The organism is Paenibacillus pasadenensis (assembly GCF_023715725.1).
Lineage (GTDB): Bacteria > Bacillota > Bacilli > Paenibacillales > Paenibacillaceae > Paenibacillus_O > Paenibacillus_O pasadenensis_A.
The window spans coordinates 534,634-548,285 of record NZ_JAMBOT010000001.1 but is presented as its reverse complement, the minus strand read 5'-3'; the positions used below and the strand labels follow the sequence as shown (position 1 = coordinate 548,285).

The 13,652-nt window shown below is 43.8% G+C and carries 16 protein-coding genes and 1 tRNA gene; 5 read left to right on the top strand and 12 right to left on the bottom strand.

Annotation, left to right across the window (positions count from 1 at the left end; translation table 11 throughout):
- Positions 1-9: 9 nt before the first annotated feature.
- The gene (pstC, locus tag M3223_RS02590; RefSeq protein WP_435367987.1) at positions 10-945 is read left to right on the top strand and encodes a phosphate ABC transporter permease subunit PstC; all 936 of its coding nucleotides are present in this window, start codon (positions 10-12) and stop codon (positions 943-945) included.
- A complete protein-coding gene (gene pstA / locus M3223_RS02585) occupies positions 942-1,838 on the top strand; it encodes a phosphate ABC transporter permease PstA (protein WP_251558640.1) in 897 nt (298 codons plus the stop codon). The genes pstC and pstA overlap by 4 nt, the downstream gene beginning before the upstream one ends.
- 129 nt (positions 1,839-1,967) lie before the next feature.
- Here pstA and M3223_RS02580 read toward each other — a convergent pair whose 3' ends face one another.
- The 8 genes from M3223_RS02580 to M3223_RS02545 all read right to left on the bottom strand — a co-directional run bounded on the left by M3223_RS02580 (position 1,968) and on the right by M3223_RS02545 (position 6,779).
- Positions 1,968-2,456 carry a hypothetical protein gene (locus M3223_RS02580; RefSeq protein WP_251558638.1) on the bottom strand — a complete coding sequence of 163 codons (489 nt, stop codon included), beginning with the start codon at positions 2,454-2,456 and terminating at the stop codon, positions 1,968-1,970.
- On the bottom strand, positions 2,437-2,958 hold the full coding sequence (locus M3223_RS02575) for a hypothetical protein (protein WP_251558636.1): 522 nt from the start codon (positions 2,956-2,958) through the stop codon (positions 2,437-2,439). Before M3223_RS02575 ends, M3223_RS02580 begins: the two co-directional genes overlap by 20 nt.
- Before the next feature lie 236 nt (positions 2,959-3,194).
- Positions 3,195-3,683 carry a hypothetical protein gene (locus M3223_RS02570; protein ID WP_251558634.1) on the bottom strand — a complete coding sequence of 163 codons (489 nt, stop codon included), beginning with the start codon at positions 3,681-3,683 and terminating at the stop codon, positions 3,195-3,197.
- Positions 3,680-4,198, bottom strand: coding sequence for a hypothetical protein (locus M3223_RS02565; RefSeq protein WP_251558632.1), 519 nt, complete (start codon positions 4,196-4,198; stop codon positions 3,680-3,682). The genes M3223_RS02570 and M3223_RS02565 overlap by 4 nt, the downstream gene beginning before the upstream one ends.
- Positions 4,199-4,383: 185 nt before the next feature.
- The gene (locus M3223_RS02560) at positions 4,384-4,890 is read right to left on the bottom strand and encodes a hypothetical protein (RefSeq protein WP_251558630.1); all 507 of its coding nucleotides are present in this window, start codon (positions 4,888-4,890) and stop codon (positions 4,384-4,386) included.
- A gap of 690 nt (positions 4,891-5,580) precedes the next feature.
- Entirely contained in the window at positions 5,581-6,075 is a 495-nt protein-coding gene (locus M3223_RS02555; protein WP_251558628.1) for a hypothetical protein, read from the bottom strand.
- Between the two features lie 203 nt (positions 6,076-6,278).
- On the bottom strand, positions 6,279-6,551 hold the full coding sequence (locus M3223_RS02550; protein WP_251558625.1) for a hypothetical protein: 273 nt from the start codon (positions 6,549-6,551) through the stop codon (positions 6,279-6,281).
- Between the two features lie 84 nt (positions 6,552-6,635).
- Positions 6,636-6,779 carry an aspartyl-phosphate phosphatase Spo0E family protein gene (locus tag M3223_RS02545; protein WP_251558623.1) on the bottom strand — a complete coding sequence of 48 codons (144 nt, stop codon included), beginning with the start codon at positions 6,777-6,779 and terminating at the stop codon, positions 6,636-6,638.
- Between the two features lie 265 nt (positions 6,780-7,044).
- Between M3223_RS02545 and M3223_RS02540 the strand changes: the two genes are divergently transcribed.
- Together M3223_RS02540 and M3223_RS02535 are read left to right on the top strand one after the other, a co-directional pair.
- Positions 7,045-7,117, top strand: a tRNA-Val gene (locus M3223_RS02540).
- A gap of 546 nt (positions 7,118-7,663) precedes the next feature.
- The gene (locus M3223_RS02535; protein WP_251558621.1) at positions 7,664-7,837 is read left to right on the top strand and encodes a hypothetical protein; all 174 of its coding nucleotides are present in this window, start codon (positions 7,664-7,666) and stop codon (positions 7,835-7,837) included.
- Positions 7,838-7,976: 139 nt separating this feature from the next.
- On the opposite strand, the gene M3223_RS02530 is transcribed toward M3223_RS02535, so the two are convergent.
- From M3223_RS02530 to M3223_RS02520, 3 genes are all read right to left on the bottom strand, one after another.
- Positions 7,977-8,417 carry a hypothetical protein gene (locus M3223_RS02530; protein ID WP_251558619.1) on the bottom strand — a complete coding sequence of 147 codons (441 nt, stop codon included), beginning with the start codon at positions 8,415-8,417 and terminating at the stop codon, positions 7,977-7,979.
- A 1,188-nt stretch (positions 8,418-9,605) separates the two neighbouring features.
- Positions 9,606-10,055 (bottom strand): hypothetical protein, encoded by a 450-nt coding sequence (locus tag M3223_RS02525; protein WP_251558617.1) that lies wholly within the window; start codon positions 10,053-10,055, stop codon positions 9,606-9,608.
- A 1,475-nt stretch (positions 10,056-11,530) separates the two neighbouring features.
- On the bottom strand, positions 11,531-11,779 hold the full coding sequence (locus tag M3223_RS02520) for a hypothetical protein (protein ID WP_251558615.1): 249 nt from the start codon (positions 11,777-11,779) through the stop codon (positions 11,531-11,533).
- Positions 11,780-12,132: 353 nt separating this feature from the next.
- Between M3223_RS02520 and M3223_RS02515 the strand changes: the two genes are divergently transcribed.
- The gene (locus M3223_RS02515; RefSeq protein ID WP_251558612.1) at positions 12,133-12,684 is read left to right on the top strand and encodes a GNAT family N-acetyltransferase; all 552 of its coding nucleotides are present in this window, start codon (positions 12,133-12,135) and stop codon (positions 12,682-12,684) included.
- Positions 12,685-13,039: 355 nt separating this feature from the next.
- On the opposite strand, the gene M3223_RS02510 is transcribed toward M3223_RS02515, so the two are convergent.
- Complete coding sequence (locus M3223_RS02510) at positions 13,040-13,483, bottom strand: hypothetical protein (protein WP_251558610.1); 444 nt, start codon at positions 13,481-13,483, stop codon at positions 13,040-13,042.
- Between the last annotated feature and the right edge of the window lie 169 nt (positions 13,484-13,652).

The window sequence follows — 13,652 nt, the reverse complement described above, 5'->3', positions numbered from 1 at the left end:
ACGTTCGGCATGAGCAAAATGATCACTACCTTACCATCTTCGGCGAGCGCGCCGCGCCGTCTGACCTTACGCAAGCTGCGTCTCCGCATGGAGCACCGCTCCTTCCGCTTGTTATGCGCCGCCTCCGCCATACTTGTATGCGGGGTGCTGCTGGCAATGCTTTTTTTCATGTTCCGTACCGGGGTGCTGACTTTTCGCGACGTTTCGTGGCAGGAGTTCTTTTTTTCGGCGGAGTGGGAGCCTGAAAATGAAAAATACGGCGCTCTCGTATTTATTGCCGGGACCTTTGCTGTTACGGGGCTGACGCTGCTTTTTGCTGTGCCCGTATCCGTGCTCGCTGCGTTGTTCTTGGCGGAGCTTGCTCCACAGCGGCTCAGCCGTATCATGCGTCCGATTCTTGATCTGCTCGTAGGGATTCCATCCGTCGTTTACGGTTATATCGGCTTAACGCTGCTTATTCCCGCGCTGCGGACCATAACGGGCAGCGGCCTTGGCGACGGCATTCTTGCCGCTTCCATCGTTCTCGCGGTAATGGTGCTGCCGACCATTACGCGCATAAGCGACGACGCGATCCGCGCCGTTCCCCGCAAGTACGTGCAGGGCTCCTATGCGCTTGGAGCAACACGCTTTCAGACCGTAAGCGGTGTTCTTTTTCCGGCGGCGGGACGGGGAATCATGCAGGCGGTTATTCTCGGTATGGCCCGCGCCATCGGCGAAACGATGGCTGTCGTGATGGTTATCGGCAATACGCCGCAGCTGGCGGACAGCCTGCTGACGCCTACCTCGGTGCTGACGAGCAATATTGTCATGCAGCTGCCCAATGTTCCGTTCGATTCCACCTGGAACAATGCGCTTTATATGATGGGCTTCCTGCTGCTCGCCATCTCGCTGTTGATGATTGCTGTCGTGAGAATGCTTCAGCAAAAAGGAGAGAAGCAAGGATGAGCCTGCCATTAGATGAAATGGTCCGGGGCAAAAAGTCGATTCGCCGCAACCGCCGCAACGACCGGCTGTTCAGCGCTTTTGTATGGGCGGTTGGGCTTGGCTGCGTGCTGTTCACGCTTTCCTTTATCGGGATGATTGTTGCGCAAGGGCTGCCCGGCCTCAGCTGGAATTTTGTGTTTGGCTTGCCGAGCGAAATTGATGCTGGCGGCGGGGTTGGACCAGCGCTGTTTAATTCGGTCTATATTCTTGCGCTGTCGCTCCTCATCTCGATTCCGCTTGGACTTGCGTCCGGTATTTATTTGGCTGAATTTGCGCCGGATAACCGGCTGATCGGGCTTATCCGGATCTGTGTCGAAGGACTGGCATCCGTGCCGTCGCTGTTGTTCGGCTTGTTCGGCATTGCGTTGTTTGTGGAAGGGTTCGGCATCGGCTTGACCATAATTGGCGGAGCGGTCACCTTGGCGCTGCTCAACCTGCCGCTGCTTACCCGGGTGACGGAGGAGGCGATGCGCTCCGTGCCTCCTGAATACAAACAATGGTCCTTGGCGCTCGGCGCTACGCATACGCAGACGATTTTTAAAGTTTGCCTCCCGGTTGCGCTGAACGGCATCATGACGGGGATTAGCCTGACGGCGGGCAGGGCGTTTGGCGAGAGCGCCGTTATCGTGCTCGTATCAGGCGTATCAACCTCCGGCGTTATGTGGGACTTCGACCCGCTGTCGCCCGGCGCGACGCTGGCCGTGCATCTGTGGTACGTGCAGTCGGAAGCGATTGTGCCCGACGCGGCGGATATCGCCTCGCATGCGGCGGCTGTAATGCTTATTGCCGTACTGGTAATTAATTTGGCGCTGCGGATTCCGGTGTGTTTGAACGGAAGGAAGGGAAAGGCGTAGAAGCTGCAGGCAGCGTGCTGCTAACCGCATAGGTGTTTTAACTAAGGCCCTTCTGATTTCCTGTTAGGAAAAGAAGGGCTAACATGCATGTTGGAACTGTTGCGTTGTACGTGTAATGATACGGCTTGGCTACACGGCACTCACATTTAAAGTAGTACCAGAGCTGGTTTGAGTGAACGGCCCTGAAATAGCAGTATTCTGAAATACTACATCAAATGGACTGTTTGTATACATGGTTGTTTGCAGACTGCCCGCGTTACTTCCATCGCGTCTATTAATCTCGTATGCGACAGTAGCGGTGTAAACACGGCTAAAACTCCATAATATTTCAAAGCCGTAGCTGCCCTCAGGAGAAATCGTTCTCATTACCGGCAGTCCGTTTTTAAATCCTTCGCCTGCAAACCAAATGGGTTTAATCCAGTAGTTTGAAGTCTGATTATTAATGGTAAACCTTTGTGAAGCTGTGATGGATGAGGAGCCGTCGCCCGGCTGACCGGAGGAGGGAGCTTGCGGCGACGGCGCATAGAAAACGCGGGTAACAAGTACAAGCAAGATGAACAGCGCTAAAATAATTCCTGTGTTATTTCTTTTATTGTTTTCAGAACTTTCTAGGTTCATATATTCCCCCCTGAATGTCATTAATGATCAATCTGAATGAGGAGACACTGGAAACATTGGCTTCAATTTCACCAGTGGTAACGATATTTGTGATTCTTGGGAGACCAAATCCAATAATTCTTTCGAGAGTAAAAGATAAGCTTTCGCTTCTAAATTCTCTGCTCCTATAAATGGCATTTGAACTGCTTGACCTAAGTCGATAAATCGTAAGATTAATCTCGTTTATTCCTTCATAAGGCAAAAGCGTAATGGAAGGTGTGGGCGGACTAGCATCCCCACTGATGTTGTCTAAGCCCAAGCGAAATCTGCTATAATTCACGATCGCAAAGGTTTGTGTTGCAGCAATATCAACCGAATCGTCATCGGGGCTTTGTACGGAAGAATTGTTATGAATCCAGTACTTCGTAGAGAAAACGCTGGTGACGATTACTAGCAAAATAAACAATACCAAAATTATGCCCAGGCTTTTTCCGTTAACGGAACTAATTCTAGGTATTTCCATATCCTTTCTGTGTTCCTCCCTGCGATGTTTATATCAACAATGTATGACAGGAATAGTAAATCGTTCGGGCTCGGAATTGGAGACCAAAGATTCACAATATCAGAGCTTGATCATAATCGATTAGGAGAACTGCAGCTTAAAACAAACCAGCCGATTTAAACAGGCTGGTTTGTTTGCTTTTTATTAGTTGTTATTGACGAAAGAGAAAGCTGCGTCCCGGTGGTCGGACCTTAGTGTTATGCGGGTCTCACATTTAAAGTCGTATAGGAGCTATTTTGCGTGAACGGTCCTGTAATAGTAACATCCTGAAATTTCACATTAAACGGGCCGTTGGTATACATGGTTGCTTGAAGACTGCCTGCATTACTTCCGCTCCGATCAATGATCTCGTAGTTTACGTAAGCATAGTAAGCCCTTCTAGCACTAACTAATATTTCAAAGCGATATCTGTCTTCAGGAGGAATTGTTGTCATAACCGGTACTCCGTTTTCAAATCCATCGCCTGTAAACGAGATAGGTTTTAACCAATAGTTTGAGGTCTGATTATTAAGGAGGAACATTTGCGAAGCGGTGATGGATAAGGAACCGTCGTCCGGCTGTCCGGAGAGGGGAGATTTTAATAAAGGCGTATAAAATACACGGGTAACAATTACAAGCAGGATGAACAACACTAAAATAATGCCTACGCTTTTTCTTTTGCTAATTACGGAACTTTCTGTGTTCATATTATCGACCCCCCTAACACATCATTAATGATTAATTTGAATGGCGACAGACTTGAAACATACGCTTGAACTTCACCTGTTGTAATGATGTTTACAATTCTTGCGGGTCCCTGTCCGACTATTTTTTCAAGAGTAAAAGATACGCTTTCCGTACTTCTGAATTCTCTGGATCTATAAATGATATGTGCAGAAGAGGATCCAAATTGATACGTAGTAAGATTAATTTCGTTGATTCCTGTGTAAGGCAAAAGCGTACCGGATGGCTCTGGCGGATTTGCATCTCCACTGATAGCTGTTAAGCCCAAGAGAACACTGCTGTAATTGGCAATAGTAAAGGTTTGTGTTCCAGCAATACCAACTGAACCTTCAGGTGAGCCTTGTCCGGTAGAGTTATTGTTAAGCAAGTACTTTGGAGCGAAAACGCTTGTGACGGTTATTAGCAAAATAAACAACACCAAAATAATGCCTAGGTTTTTTCCGTTAACGGAACTAATCCCGGTTCTTTCCATATTCATTCTGTGTTCCTCCCAGCAATGTTTATACCAACATCTTATGAAAGAATCAGAGAATAGTTCGGGCTTCTATAGGGACAATTTGCGGTGCGGATGTCCTCAATTCAAACACAGCTTTTAAAAGGGAGAATGTGTTTGCAGTGGGAGTAAGTTAAGTTGCGTAGTAACTTTTTGTACGTACTAACGGGTTATCGAGCTTTTACATTTAAAACAAGAGCACTGCCATTAGTACCGACGCTTGTTGTGAACGGCCCTGAAATAATAGTATTCTTAAAGTAAGGGACACCAAGTTGGGTATTCGTATACATGGTTGTCTCAAGCCCACCCACATTATTCCCGTCACGAGTATTAATCTGGTATCTGACAGTAGCCTCGTATGTTCTGTTAATGCTCCTTAATATTTGAAAAGAGGCCCTGCCCTCAGGAAGAATTGTTTTCATTATCGGAGGTCCGTTTTCAAATCCATCGCCTTCGAATTGGGTTGGTTTTAAATAGTAAGTTGTAGTCTGGTTGTTAATAGTGAATGTTTGCGAAGACGCCATGGAGGAGGACGACCCGTCCGCTGACTGACTGAAAGAAGGAGTTTGTATTAAAGAAGCGCAGTAAATGCTTGATACAATAACGAGCAGTACGAACAAAATCAAAATAGTTCCTGCGTTTTTTCTTTTACTGTTATCGGTATTTCCTGTGTTCATAGGATCTTTCTCCTTTTGCTGTTTTGTTCATCTAATTAACCTTGTTGTTTCTCTTGAATTTCTTGAAAAGAGACTTATAATAGGACTGCCTCTCCTCAAGAGTTTCTTTATCAACATCATATGAGAGATTTTTAGAATAGTTCGGGCTCGGAATTGACGGCGATATGAAGAATCGTTATATAGAGATGTAAGTGGAACGATATATATTAGCCAAGGCTTCTCTGAGAAGAACTGCAGCTTAAAACAAACCAGCCGATTTAAACAGGCTGGTTTGTTTGCTTTTTGTTAGTTGTTATTGACGAAAGAGAAAGCTGCGTTTCGGTGGTCGGACCTTAGTGTTATGCGAGTCTCACATTTAAAGTCGTATAGGAGCTATTTTGCGTGAACGGTCCTGTAATAGTAACATCCTGAAATCTCACATTAAACGGGCCGTTTGTATACATGGTTGCTTGAAGACTGCCTGCATTACTTCTGTCCCGGCCAATGTCTCGTAGATTACGTAAGCATAGTAAGCCTTTCTAGCACTCACTAATATTTCAAAGCGATATCTGTCTTCAGGAGGAATTGTTGTCATAACCGGGACTCCGTTTTCAAATCCATCGCCTGTAAACGAGATAGCTTTTAACCAATAGTTTGAGGTCTGATTATTAATATGGAACTGAACTAATCCTGTTTCTGTCCGTTTGCTTTTTATTGATTATCCTCGTCGTGAACAACTAACCTAAAATTAGACACACTCGAAATATATGCGGTTATAGGTCCTTGAATTGATATATTACTAAAACTGCCGGATCCGCTTCCTGGTGTTTGTGAAACAGTAAAGAAGAGCCTTGCAGAACTTAAACTTGCATAAGCGACGTTTCCAGAAGTAGAGCTATTAAATTTAGTCGTTAATCTGAAAGTGTTTTCACCGCCGTATGGCGCAAGATTGATTGAATTAGAAATATTTTTAACATCTCCCGAGTACACGTTTACGTAAAACAAATAGCTGCTGTAATTAACGATAACAAAGTCTTGCGAACCGGCAATATCAAATGAATCGTTATCTATTATGCTTTGTTCGTTATCAGGCAAGTTTTTTGAGGTGCAGACACGTGTGACGATGACCAGCAAAATAAACAAGATCAAAATAATGCCCAGGCTTTTTCCGTTAACGGAACTAATCCTGTTTCTTTCCGTATTCATTTCTTGTTCCTCCCAGCAATGTATATCAACATCGTATGAGAGAATCAAAAAATAGTTCGGGCTATGTATAATGAATCTCTGCTGCCGTTGTACGGAGAGTCTCATTTACAATAGGGATTACGAATACTTTGTACTGGGTTTGAATTTGGACAGAGGCCAGATGAGCCGGAGGTCATTGCCAGAGGGGGAGAAATATAGTTGATTTAGCCAAAGCTTCTTTGAGCATCGGCCTCGTTTCGGCGAACAAGCCGGCGGCCTTCGAATTTGCATTCCTCGACAAAATAATAAACCCCGTTAATTTTGACGGTGTTGCTATTGAACATATCGATTGGTGAACCGTTTTCGACTAATTTTGAGTCCTTATAAACAGCGACAAGCCATTTTTCTTCATAAGCTTGTTGGAAATGAGCCGGTTCGCACAAAAGCTTCAATAACAACATGACAGCAACCCCTAAGCCATTTTCTTTATGATACAAATTGTATCATAAATCCTAGATGAAATGGAAGAGGTGGTGAGCGGGAAGATTCAATTAAAATTGAACAGTTGAAGAAGCACTTTATTATCCGGCTTTGTAGTAGGAAACAATGAGTTCATCCAGCTTTTGGCTAAGCTCCAAATTGTATCCGGATGGACCGAGCGGCGCTTTATTCAACGCCTCGCGCAGCATTTCAATACGTTGCAGAATTTCTTTTTTGTTCGACATAAAAACTCACATCCTTTAGAAATTTTGATGATTTTGTCGGAATATGTTGTATTATTTTATAAAAAATGGAATGTTGTATTGATCATTATTACAGCCCCATTCCGATTTTGAAACAAGCTTTTAAAAGGATTTTTAGTCAAATATTCAGGTCTTTTTGGAGAAAAAAGGGCACTTAAAAATGTTTTCAAAAAAAGTTGACTCTGCTTTTCACGTCTGATATAGTATTAATTGTTCGCAGCAAGAACTTCACTGAAACTTAATATTTGATCTGTTAGCTCAGCTGGGAGAGCACTATCTTGACAGGGTAGGGGTCAGTGGTTCGAGCCCACTACAGATCATAGCCAAAAACCCTTGTATATCAAGGGTTTTTTCCTTTTTTACGGTCCTTTATCATAGCGCTCAAAGCTCACCTGGTGCCCATTTGGTGCCCTGTAGTCGACTAAAGCGCACACCTGCTAAATTCCGATTCATATTGGTGCCCGAATTGGTGCCCAGTTTCATCAAAAGGGATAAAAGTAGACATGTATAAATTTCGGAGAAATACTGTTGAAAAAAAGAAGAAAAAAACGGATAAATATTGAGCAACGGATTTGCTCATATCCATGGTAAATTGTTAGTGAAAGGAATCGAGAGAGACACCGACGAGGCGTGAACGCCTTAACATTCAGCCGGCCAATGTGGTCGGCTTTTCTATTACGGTGAAAGCTCCTCTCGACTCTTGCACCTTATGTAGAGGCGCATGGGGCGTTTAACCTTTACCAGACGGTCGCTATAGGGCTGATTTGGCGTTTGGGCAGACTGCCGACACATTCAGTGGGTCAGAGCACAGACACTTAAACGCGCTTATAGGAGGCCGTCTGGATTTTTGTTAAGGAGCGATGGCAATGGAGCTTGGAAGTGAAGGACAGTTCAGCTACAGGGGTCAGGATTACCGAGTTCAAACCGAAACTGGCAAGGTCATTAAAGCCGATAAGGTAACGCTGGACGGCCTGCACATGATTGAGGTCCAGTTCCGGGACAACTCCATTCGTCGATACTCTCTTGCACATCTCCGGTGACAAGCAGGCTAGTCCTGCATCACATATAAGCACGCTACGCTCATTCGCTAAACCCGATTCGCTATTCACATCGCCTGCCCCAGCGCTATAACGGTCACGTGCCACGTGGTTTAGTTGGGGTGGGTTTAAATTACACTTGTCATTGATTTATTATTGCAATACGAGTGTTTCCGTTTGAAATATTTACAGGAGCAGTATTTGTAACTGTCGAAGTCGAAGAAAATCGAACACCTAAAAGATAGACGCATTTGAACCCGAATTTTACTTCTCCGATTACTTGGTTCCCAAGATTGTATGCAGTATAAGTAACGGAGGCTTCATTTGAAGGACGGCTTAACTGCAACTCGAAATGATTAGAACCTCCTCTTGGATTAATAATGGAAGAGGCTGGGTACTCAATTGATCCGCTTTTTGATGAAAGTATAAACCTATAATTGGTTGTCTCATTAACGACATCGAAACCTTCGGTGTATAAAGCGGAGATGGGTTGATCATTTTCTGAGGAGATACTACTTCCTAAAAACGTTTGAGCGACAATCACCAACAAAATAAATAACACTAAAATCATGCCTAAGTTCATATCAATTCCTCCTATGTTTTTATACCAACATAGTATGAGGGTTTGAAAGAAAGGTACGGGCATTCACGCCGATTCTGTAGAGTCCTCAGAGCAGCTTGCTGTCGGCTTATTCCTACTCTCCGGGCCTGTGGCTGCAACAGGTAAAGATCGGCTAGCAGGGGCAAGCGACTAGCGTTAAAAGGAAAGCATAAAGCATCGCTTCAAGAAGAGTCACCTATGTAAGCTGCCTTTCGAGATTGTTTTTAAAGACGACAGTACGTACGGAATTCGGCCTGTCCGGCATATATGTAAAGCGAGAGACTGAACGAAAACCGCATAGTCACTTAGGAAGAAAATAGCCGCTATAGCGAGCAGAACGGAGGCGAAAGAGGATGTGTAAGCATAACACTTTAACAACGGTTAAGTTGAACAATCCAAGAGAATCGGGAAGAACTGAAGTTCCTTAGATAGCTGCATTGCTGAAGAAATTCAAAAGATTAATGACTTGGGCGTAGTTACACTTGGGTGTTGCTGCAGTCATGGTAAGGCTGGCCAGCCTGTTGAATGGGCAAATGGATTTGGTCAATGGAAAGGTTATGAGGAGCCCCCAAGGTGCTAATCGAAGAAGCAAGCGCCGTGAAGGCGAGGGAGCTGGGTATCAGCCTTACCCGGTGAGAGTAACGGCTTGTGGCAGATGCACTTGAAAACGGGATGTTTGACTGGGGCTGAATGCGAACTGTGGGAAGGATGAGAGGGAGGAGCCATGAACCCCTCTCTGAGAGCCTATAGTTTCGTTTTTTGGAATTTATTTTTTAAGCGATGATGAATAGAACGTTATTAAAGCGCTGGGCAGCTCCCAGACAATCCGCATGGAAACACTACAATAACTACAATAAGAACCTATCCCAAAATAAAATCAGTGAGCATGAACTGGGATTATTTTCTCCAGACAATGAGAGCGCAGGCGAAGTGAAGCAGCTCTAAATAGCTAAACGCCTTCTTTTCAAAACCAGTATCTTACGAAAGCGATTGAGCCATGAAAATAACACTTTCACGACCCAGCGACGCAGGCTTTTGCCTTCTTGTTTCTCTCTTTTCAGCGCCTCGTGAGCGAATGTGAGGGATAAATCCGTGGTCGAGATGTTTCTTTAGTCAGGGTGGCAGAACCTAAAACCAGGATAGAGCATGCCGGATATTGGATGCTGTGGGTTAGTAACGGTCCTCGGCTCTAACTGTTCTGCCCAAAGCCCATAGTGCAAAATTCAAATTATCAGGATATTTGGCTTCTTCACCTTTAACGTAAGCGATAGCAATCAAATCGGTTGCCTCCATCGTCACTATGAATTCACCCTGTTTGTAATCAGAACTATCATAAATATAATAAAGAGTTCGGACTTGCACCGGCTCAATTGATGAAGAAGTTCTAACGATGTATTCTGTGCTAGTGCCAGGAGGAAGATTTCTTTTTTCAGGCAAATCAGATGGTCCGGTACGCGAAATAAAACGTATTCTGAATTGTGATTGATTTTCAATATAAAATGTTTGCGTGCCTGTAATTCCTATAGGTGGATCAGTGTCATCAGGATTACTTACCATACAAAAAACACTTGTTACAATAACTAACAAAATAAACAAAACCAGAACCATACCTAAGTTCATAACAATCCCTCCGAAGTTGTATATCAACACAGTATGCGGAACTGAAAGAAAGGTACGGGCTATCACACCCATCCTGTAGAGTCCTCAGAGCAGCATTCTGTCGCCTCATTCCTACCTCCAGCCTGTGGCTACAACAGGTATGGACGGCTCGCAGGCTCAAGCGACGAGCGTTAAATCGTCGCACTCTTACCCAAGCCGCTGAGCAGATCGGCTGAACGTCGTTTTTAATTGCGAAGCCCTTATAATCTCAACAATATCCCCCTATACTTGGAACAAGGTGTTTCAAAAGGGGGATTTGGTTTGGCGCGTCGAAGAAATCGTGGAAAAAAATAGGAATGCAGAACTAATATTCGGCTTAGTTATATTAGCCGGATATCTAGGCTCCGCTGCTGATAATCCGGTTGGAGCCATTAGCATCTTGACAGGGTAACCCTAAAGAAATCGAGGGTTTTTGCTTTTTCTAAGGAAAAATAGGGTTCTGAAAACAATGCGAATTGGCACGTGATACGAATTTGATACGAAAAGGGTCCTGATACGACAATCACGCTTTATAGAATGTTTTACCGAAAGTATCCGGCGTGTCCTCTTGGATATCGGGAAGGATATGCACGTAGTTGTCGATCATTCTTGTATCAGCAATTACGCATTAAGGATAGTTAATGTTGTAGGTGTCACCGTTGTAGTAATGGGACCAATAGTAGTTATATCGACAATTGATGGAATACGCGTAGTCCAGAATGTTGGATTATTTCTCATTGTAAATCCAAATCTCGGTCCACTAATTGATTGATATCCAGCATCTGCGGAGCTATTTGAGTAAAGGTGCACAGTCAGCTCGTAGTGATGTTTACCGCCGTTAGGCGAAATGGTGCAGCATGGGGACGGTAACCCGGATTCCCCTGAAACCACAGTCAACCAGAAACTATAGCTGCTATTATTGATAAGATCAAAGCCTTGGGTTAATAAAGTTGAAACTTCTTGATTTGGAATACTCGCGCTCATCGTAATTACCAACAAGATAAATAAAACCAATATTATGCATAGCTTGGGCTATGCCGCTCATACACAACAAATGCCCGCTGACCTTTGATGGTCGGCGGGCTTTTTTCTGTTCCCAAACAAGCTTTATGTACCTTGAAGGATCAGGAGTACAGATATTGTCCAAACTATGATTGCAAATAATATCGAAGCTAAAAACTTTAGTCCGCCACTATGATTTTCTTTAGCTAATAAATGAATGAACAGGTACATAAAGAAGAAAGACAGAATTGGACTACCGTAAAGACCTAATCCTAAAAAGATAATTTCCAAAAAAGCACCTCAATTTTAAGAAAGTTTGTCTCGTATCCCTTATGTCTATATTATCTTGATTAAAACACAAATGACCCGTAAGAAGGTCACTTTTTTCAAAGTGTCCATCTTACAGGTCACAGTTCAACCGGCTGGTGGGGGATTTTTATGTTATATGATGGTCCTTATTCTTCACTGTTTCGATTTATAATATGCTGATAATCATTTATGGTTTTAACGACCTTCTCAAGTCCATATACGACTCCACCAAATCCAATTCCAATGAGCAGGTAAATAAAACTGTTACCCGCAAACATAAGCAGGAACCCAAGTATCGGCAAGCAAATTGAGATTAACGACAGGATATTTAAGGATGACTTTTTATTATCAGCTGCAATTTCTTCCGCGCTTTTCTTTTCCCATTCCGTTTGCATGCTATTCTCTCCCCGATTACAAAATTTGGTTCGATTATAGCATATACGACCAAATTCTCCCTATGGCTCATTCCGAACCAAAAATCTTCTATCCGACATCGAATTCCCTTTTGCGCAAGTAGCTTATTACCTTGATAATCGTTCCTTCCTATAGGATTATATCGAGTTCTTTTTCGGTGGCAAGCTAAGGTCTTTAAATTGCTTCGCCGGTTTTGGAAGTATTTTTAATATAAGTTAACAATTTTAAATGTTGACGTTACGAATGTAAAGTTCGTATCATTAATTGCAAATCGATTCTTCAGCGTGAATACTTTCATGCGTCATAATACTAAACAGCAAAAGAGGGTGAAGCCTTGAGCCTTAAACCGACGATCGTATTGAAACCGCTAAGTTCCGAGTTGATTGAAGATATCCGCGTAACAAACGAGCCGTTTACACTCATAGGGCGGATCGTGCCTCAACTGCAGAACGGCAAATGGTCCTATGAAGAACAAATGTTTGATGAACCGAAGGAGATTCGCTTTCCCGACGATCAGTTGGATTGGGAAGACTATATCGACCAGGAGAACAAGGCTTTGTTTTTGGCTTACATCGGATCAATATGTATCGGACAAATCCGGGTCGTTCGTGATTGGACCCGTTTCGGTTATATTGAAAACATTGCGACAATTCGAGAGTATCGAAGAACCGGAGTCAGCAAGCTGCTGTTGGAACGAGCGGAAGCTTGGGCTAAGGACAAGCAACTGGTGGGCCTATCCTTGGAAGCCCAGGATGACAATCTCGTGGCGTGCCGATTCTATGCGAAGCACGGCTTCGTTCTCGGCGGAGCGGACTTGCTCAAGCATACGGGATCGGTCATTGATACAGCGCTTTACTGGTACAAAATGTTCGATGAGCTAAGCTAACAGCGTATGACAAAGAGCCCGGGGAGGTGATCCCACGGGCTCTTAACGTATCCGGAATTTGCAGACGTTGGGCAGATGTACAACATGCCAGCAAGGATCAACAAGACCTGTGAACAAGCGGTCTGCTGCCATCAAAATCCAGTATATCGACATCTTGCAGATGCTGGCTGCGCTTCTGCCGGAGGCTACAACCGCGTTCTTGTTCATGCTTTGTTCCACTATGGAAGAATATCAGTTTAAAACCATTATATATGACAGTCGTATTTTTCTATATATTGGGAAGTAATAGCTGGGAATGAGTGGCTTAGATTGAGGCTGGGAACTGGCAGATTGTGAGATTAGGGCTCCTCCGGACTCACATTGGATTGGTAACGGTAAGCGTTCTGTTATTTATTACATAGGATATATGCGGAGGACTTTTGAACACCCTCCATTCTTGGGGGTCCGAAATGGTTCCTAATCCATTGAACATTTCTGTATCCAGAATATCGTTAAAGGGGAAGCGCCGAACCTCGAATGTCGCGAAAGCTTTAAAGGTAGTAAGTGGAGCCCATCGAACTTCAAAGGAATAGGAGCGATTTGGAAAAATTATTAAATGACGCGGCGGTCCCGGGGACTCAAAATCTCCACTTTTTGAAGTTAGTAAAAGGGTTGAGTAGGATTCATTATTCAGCGTAAATCTTCTTGAATCTGTAACAGAGAAGGCTGGATCGTTGTTGCTTCCTGTTGATGGATTAGAAAAAAGACTCGTCACAATAAGCAGCATAATAAATAAAACCAAGACGACACCTATGTTCATATTACTCCTCCTATGTTTGGTTGTAGCATCATATGGGAAATTAATAGATCAGATGCTGACAATCCCGTAGCCACGCTGTCATCATTCATCTTCATATTTTACCGTCGAATTCCCTCTTTTCATTATGGATAATCAGAAGAGGGGCTATGAACTTGGATAAGTTAAAAGA

Coding starts and splice junctions, on each gene's coding strand:
- pstC (WP_435367987.1), top strand. CDS start 10: ATGAGCAAAATGATCACTACCTTACCATCTTCGGCGAGCGCGCCGCGC.
- pstA (WP_251558640.1), top strand. CDS start 942: ATGAGCCTGCCATTAGATGAAATGGTCCGGGGCAAAAAGTCGATTCGC.
- M3223_RS02580 (WP_251558638.1), bottom strand. CDS start 2,456: ATGAACCTAGAAAGTTCTGAAAACAATAAAAGAAATAACACAGGAATT.
- M3223_RS02575 (WP_251558636.1), bottom strand. CDS start 2,958: ATGGAAATACCTAGAATTAGTTCCGTTAACGGAAAAAGCCTGGGCATA.
- M3223_RS02570 (WP_251558634.1), bottom strand. CDS start 3,683: ATGAACACAGAAAGTTCCGTAATTAGCAAAAGAAAAAGCGTAGGCATT.
- M3223_RS02565 (WP_251558632.1), bottom strand. CDS start 4,198: ATGAATATGGAAAGAACCGGGATTAGTTCCGTTAACGGAAAAAACCTA.
- M3223_RS02560 (WP_251558630.1), bottom strand. CDS start 4,890: ATGAACACAGGAAATACCGATAACAGTAAAAGAAAAAACGCAGGAACT.
- M3223_RS02555 (WP_251558628.1), bottom strand. CDS start 6,075: ATGAATACGGAAAGAAACAGGATTAGTTCCGTTAACGGAAAAAGCCTG.
- M3223_RS02545 (WP_251558623.1), bottom strand. CDS start 6,779: ATGTCGAACAAAAAAGAAATTCTGCAACGTATTGAAATGCTGCGCGAG.
- M3223_RS02535 (WP_251558621.1), top strand. CDS start 7,664: ATGGAGCTTGGAAGTGAAGGACAGTTCAGCTACAGGGGTCAGGATTAC.
- M3223_RS02530 (WP_251558619.1), bottom strand. CDS start 8,417: ATGAACTTAGGCATGATTTTAGTGTTATTTATTTTGTTGGTGATTGTC.
- M3223_RS02525 (WP_251558617.1), bottom strand. CDS start 10,055: ATGAACTTAGGTATGGTTCTGGTTTTGTTTATTTTGTTAGTTATTGTA.
- M3223_RS02520 (WP_251558615.1), bottom strand. CDS start 11,779: ATGCAAACGGAATGGGAAAAGAAAAGCGCGGAAGAAATTGCAGCTGAT.
- M3223_RS02510 (WP_251558610.1), bottom strand. CDS start 13,483: ATGAACATAGGTGTCGTCTTGGTTTTATTTATTATGCTGCTTATTGTG.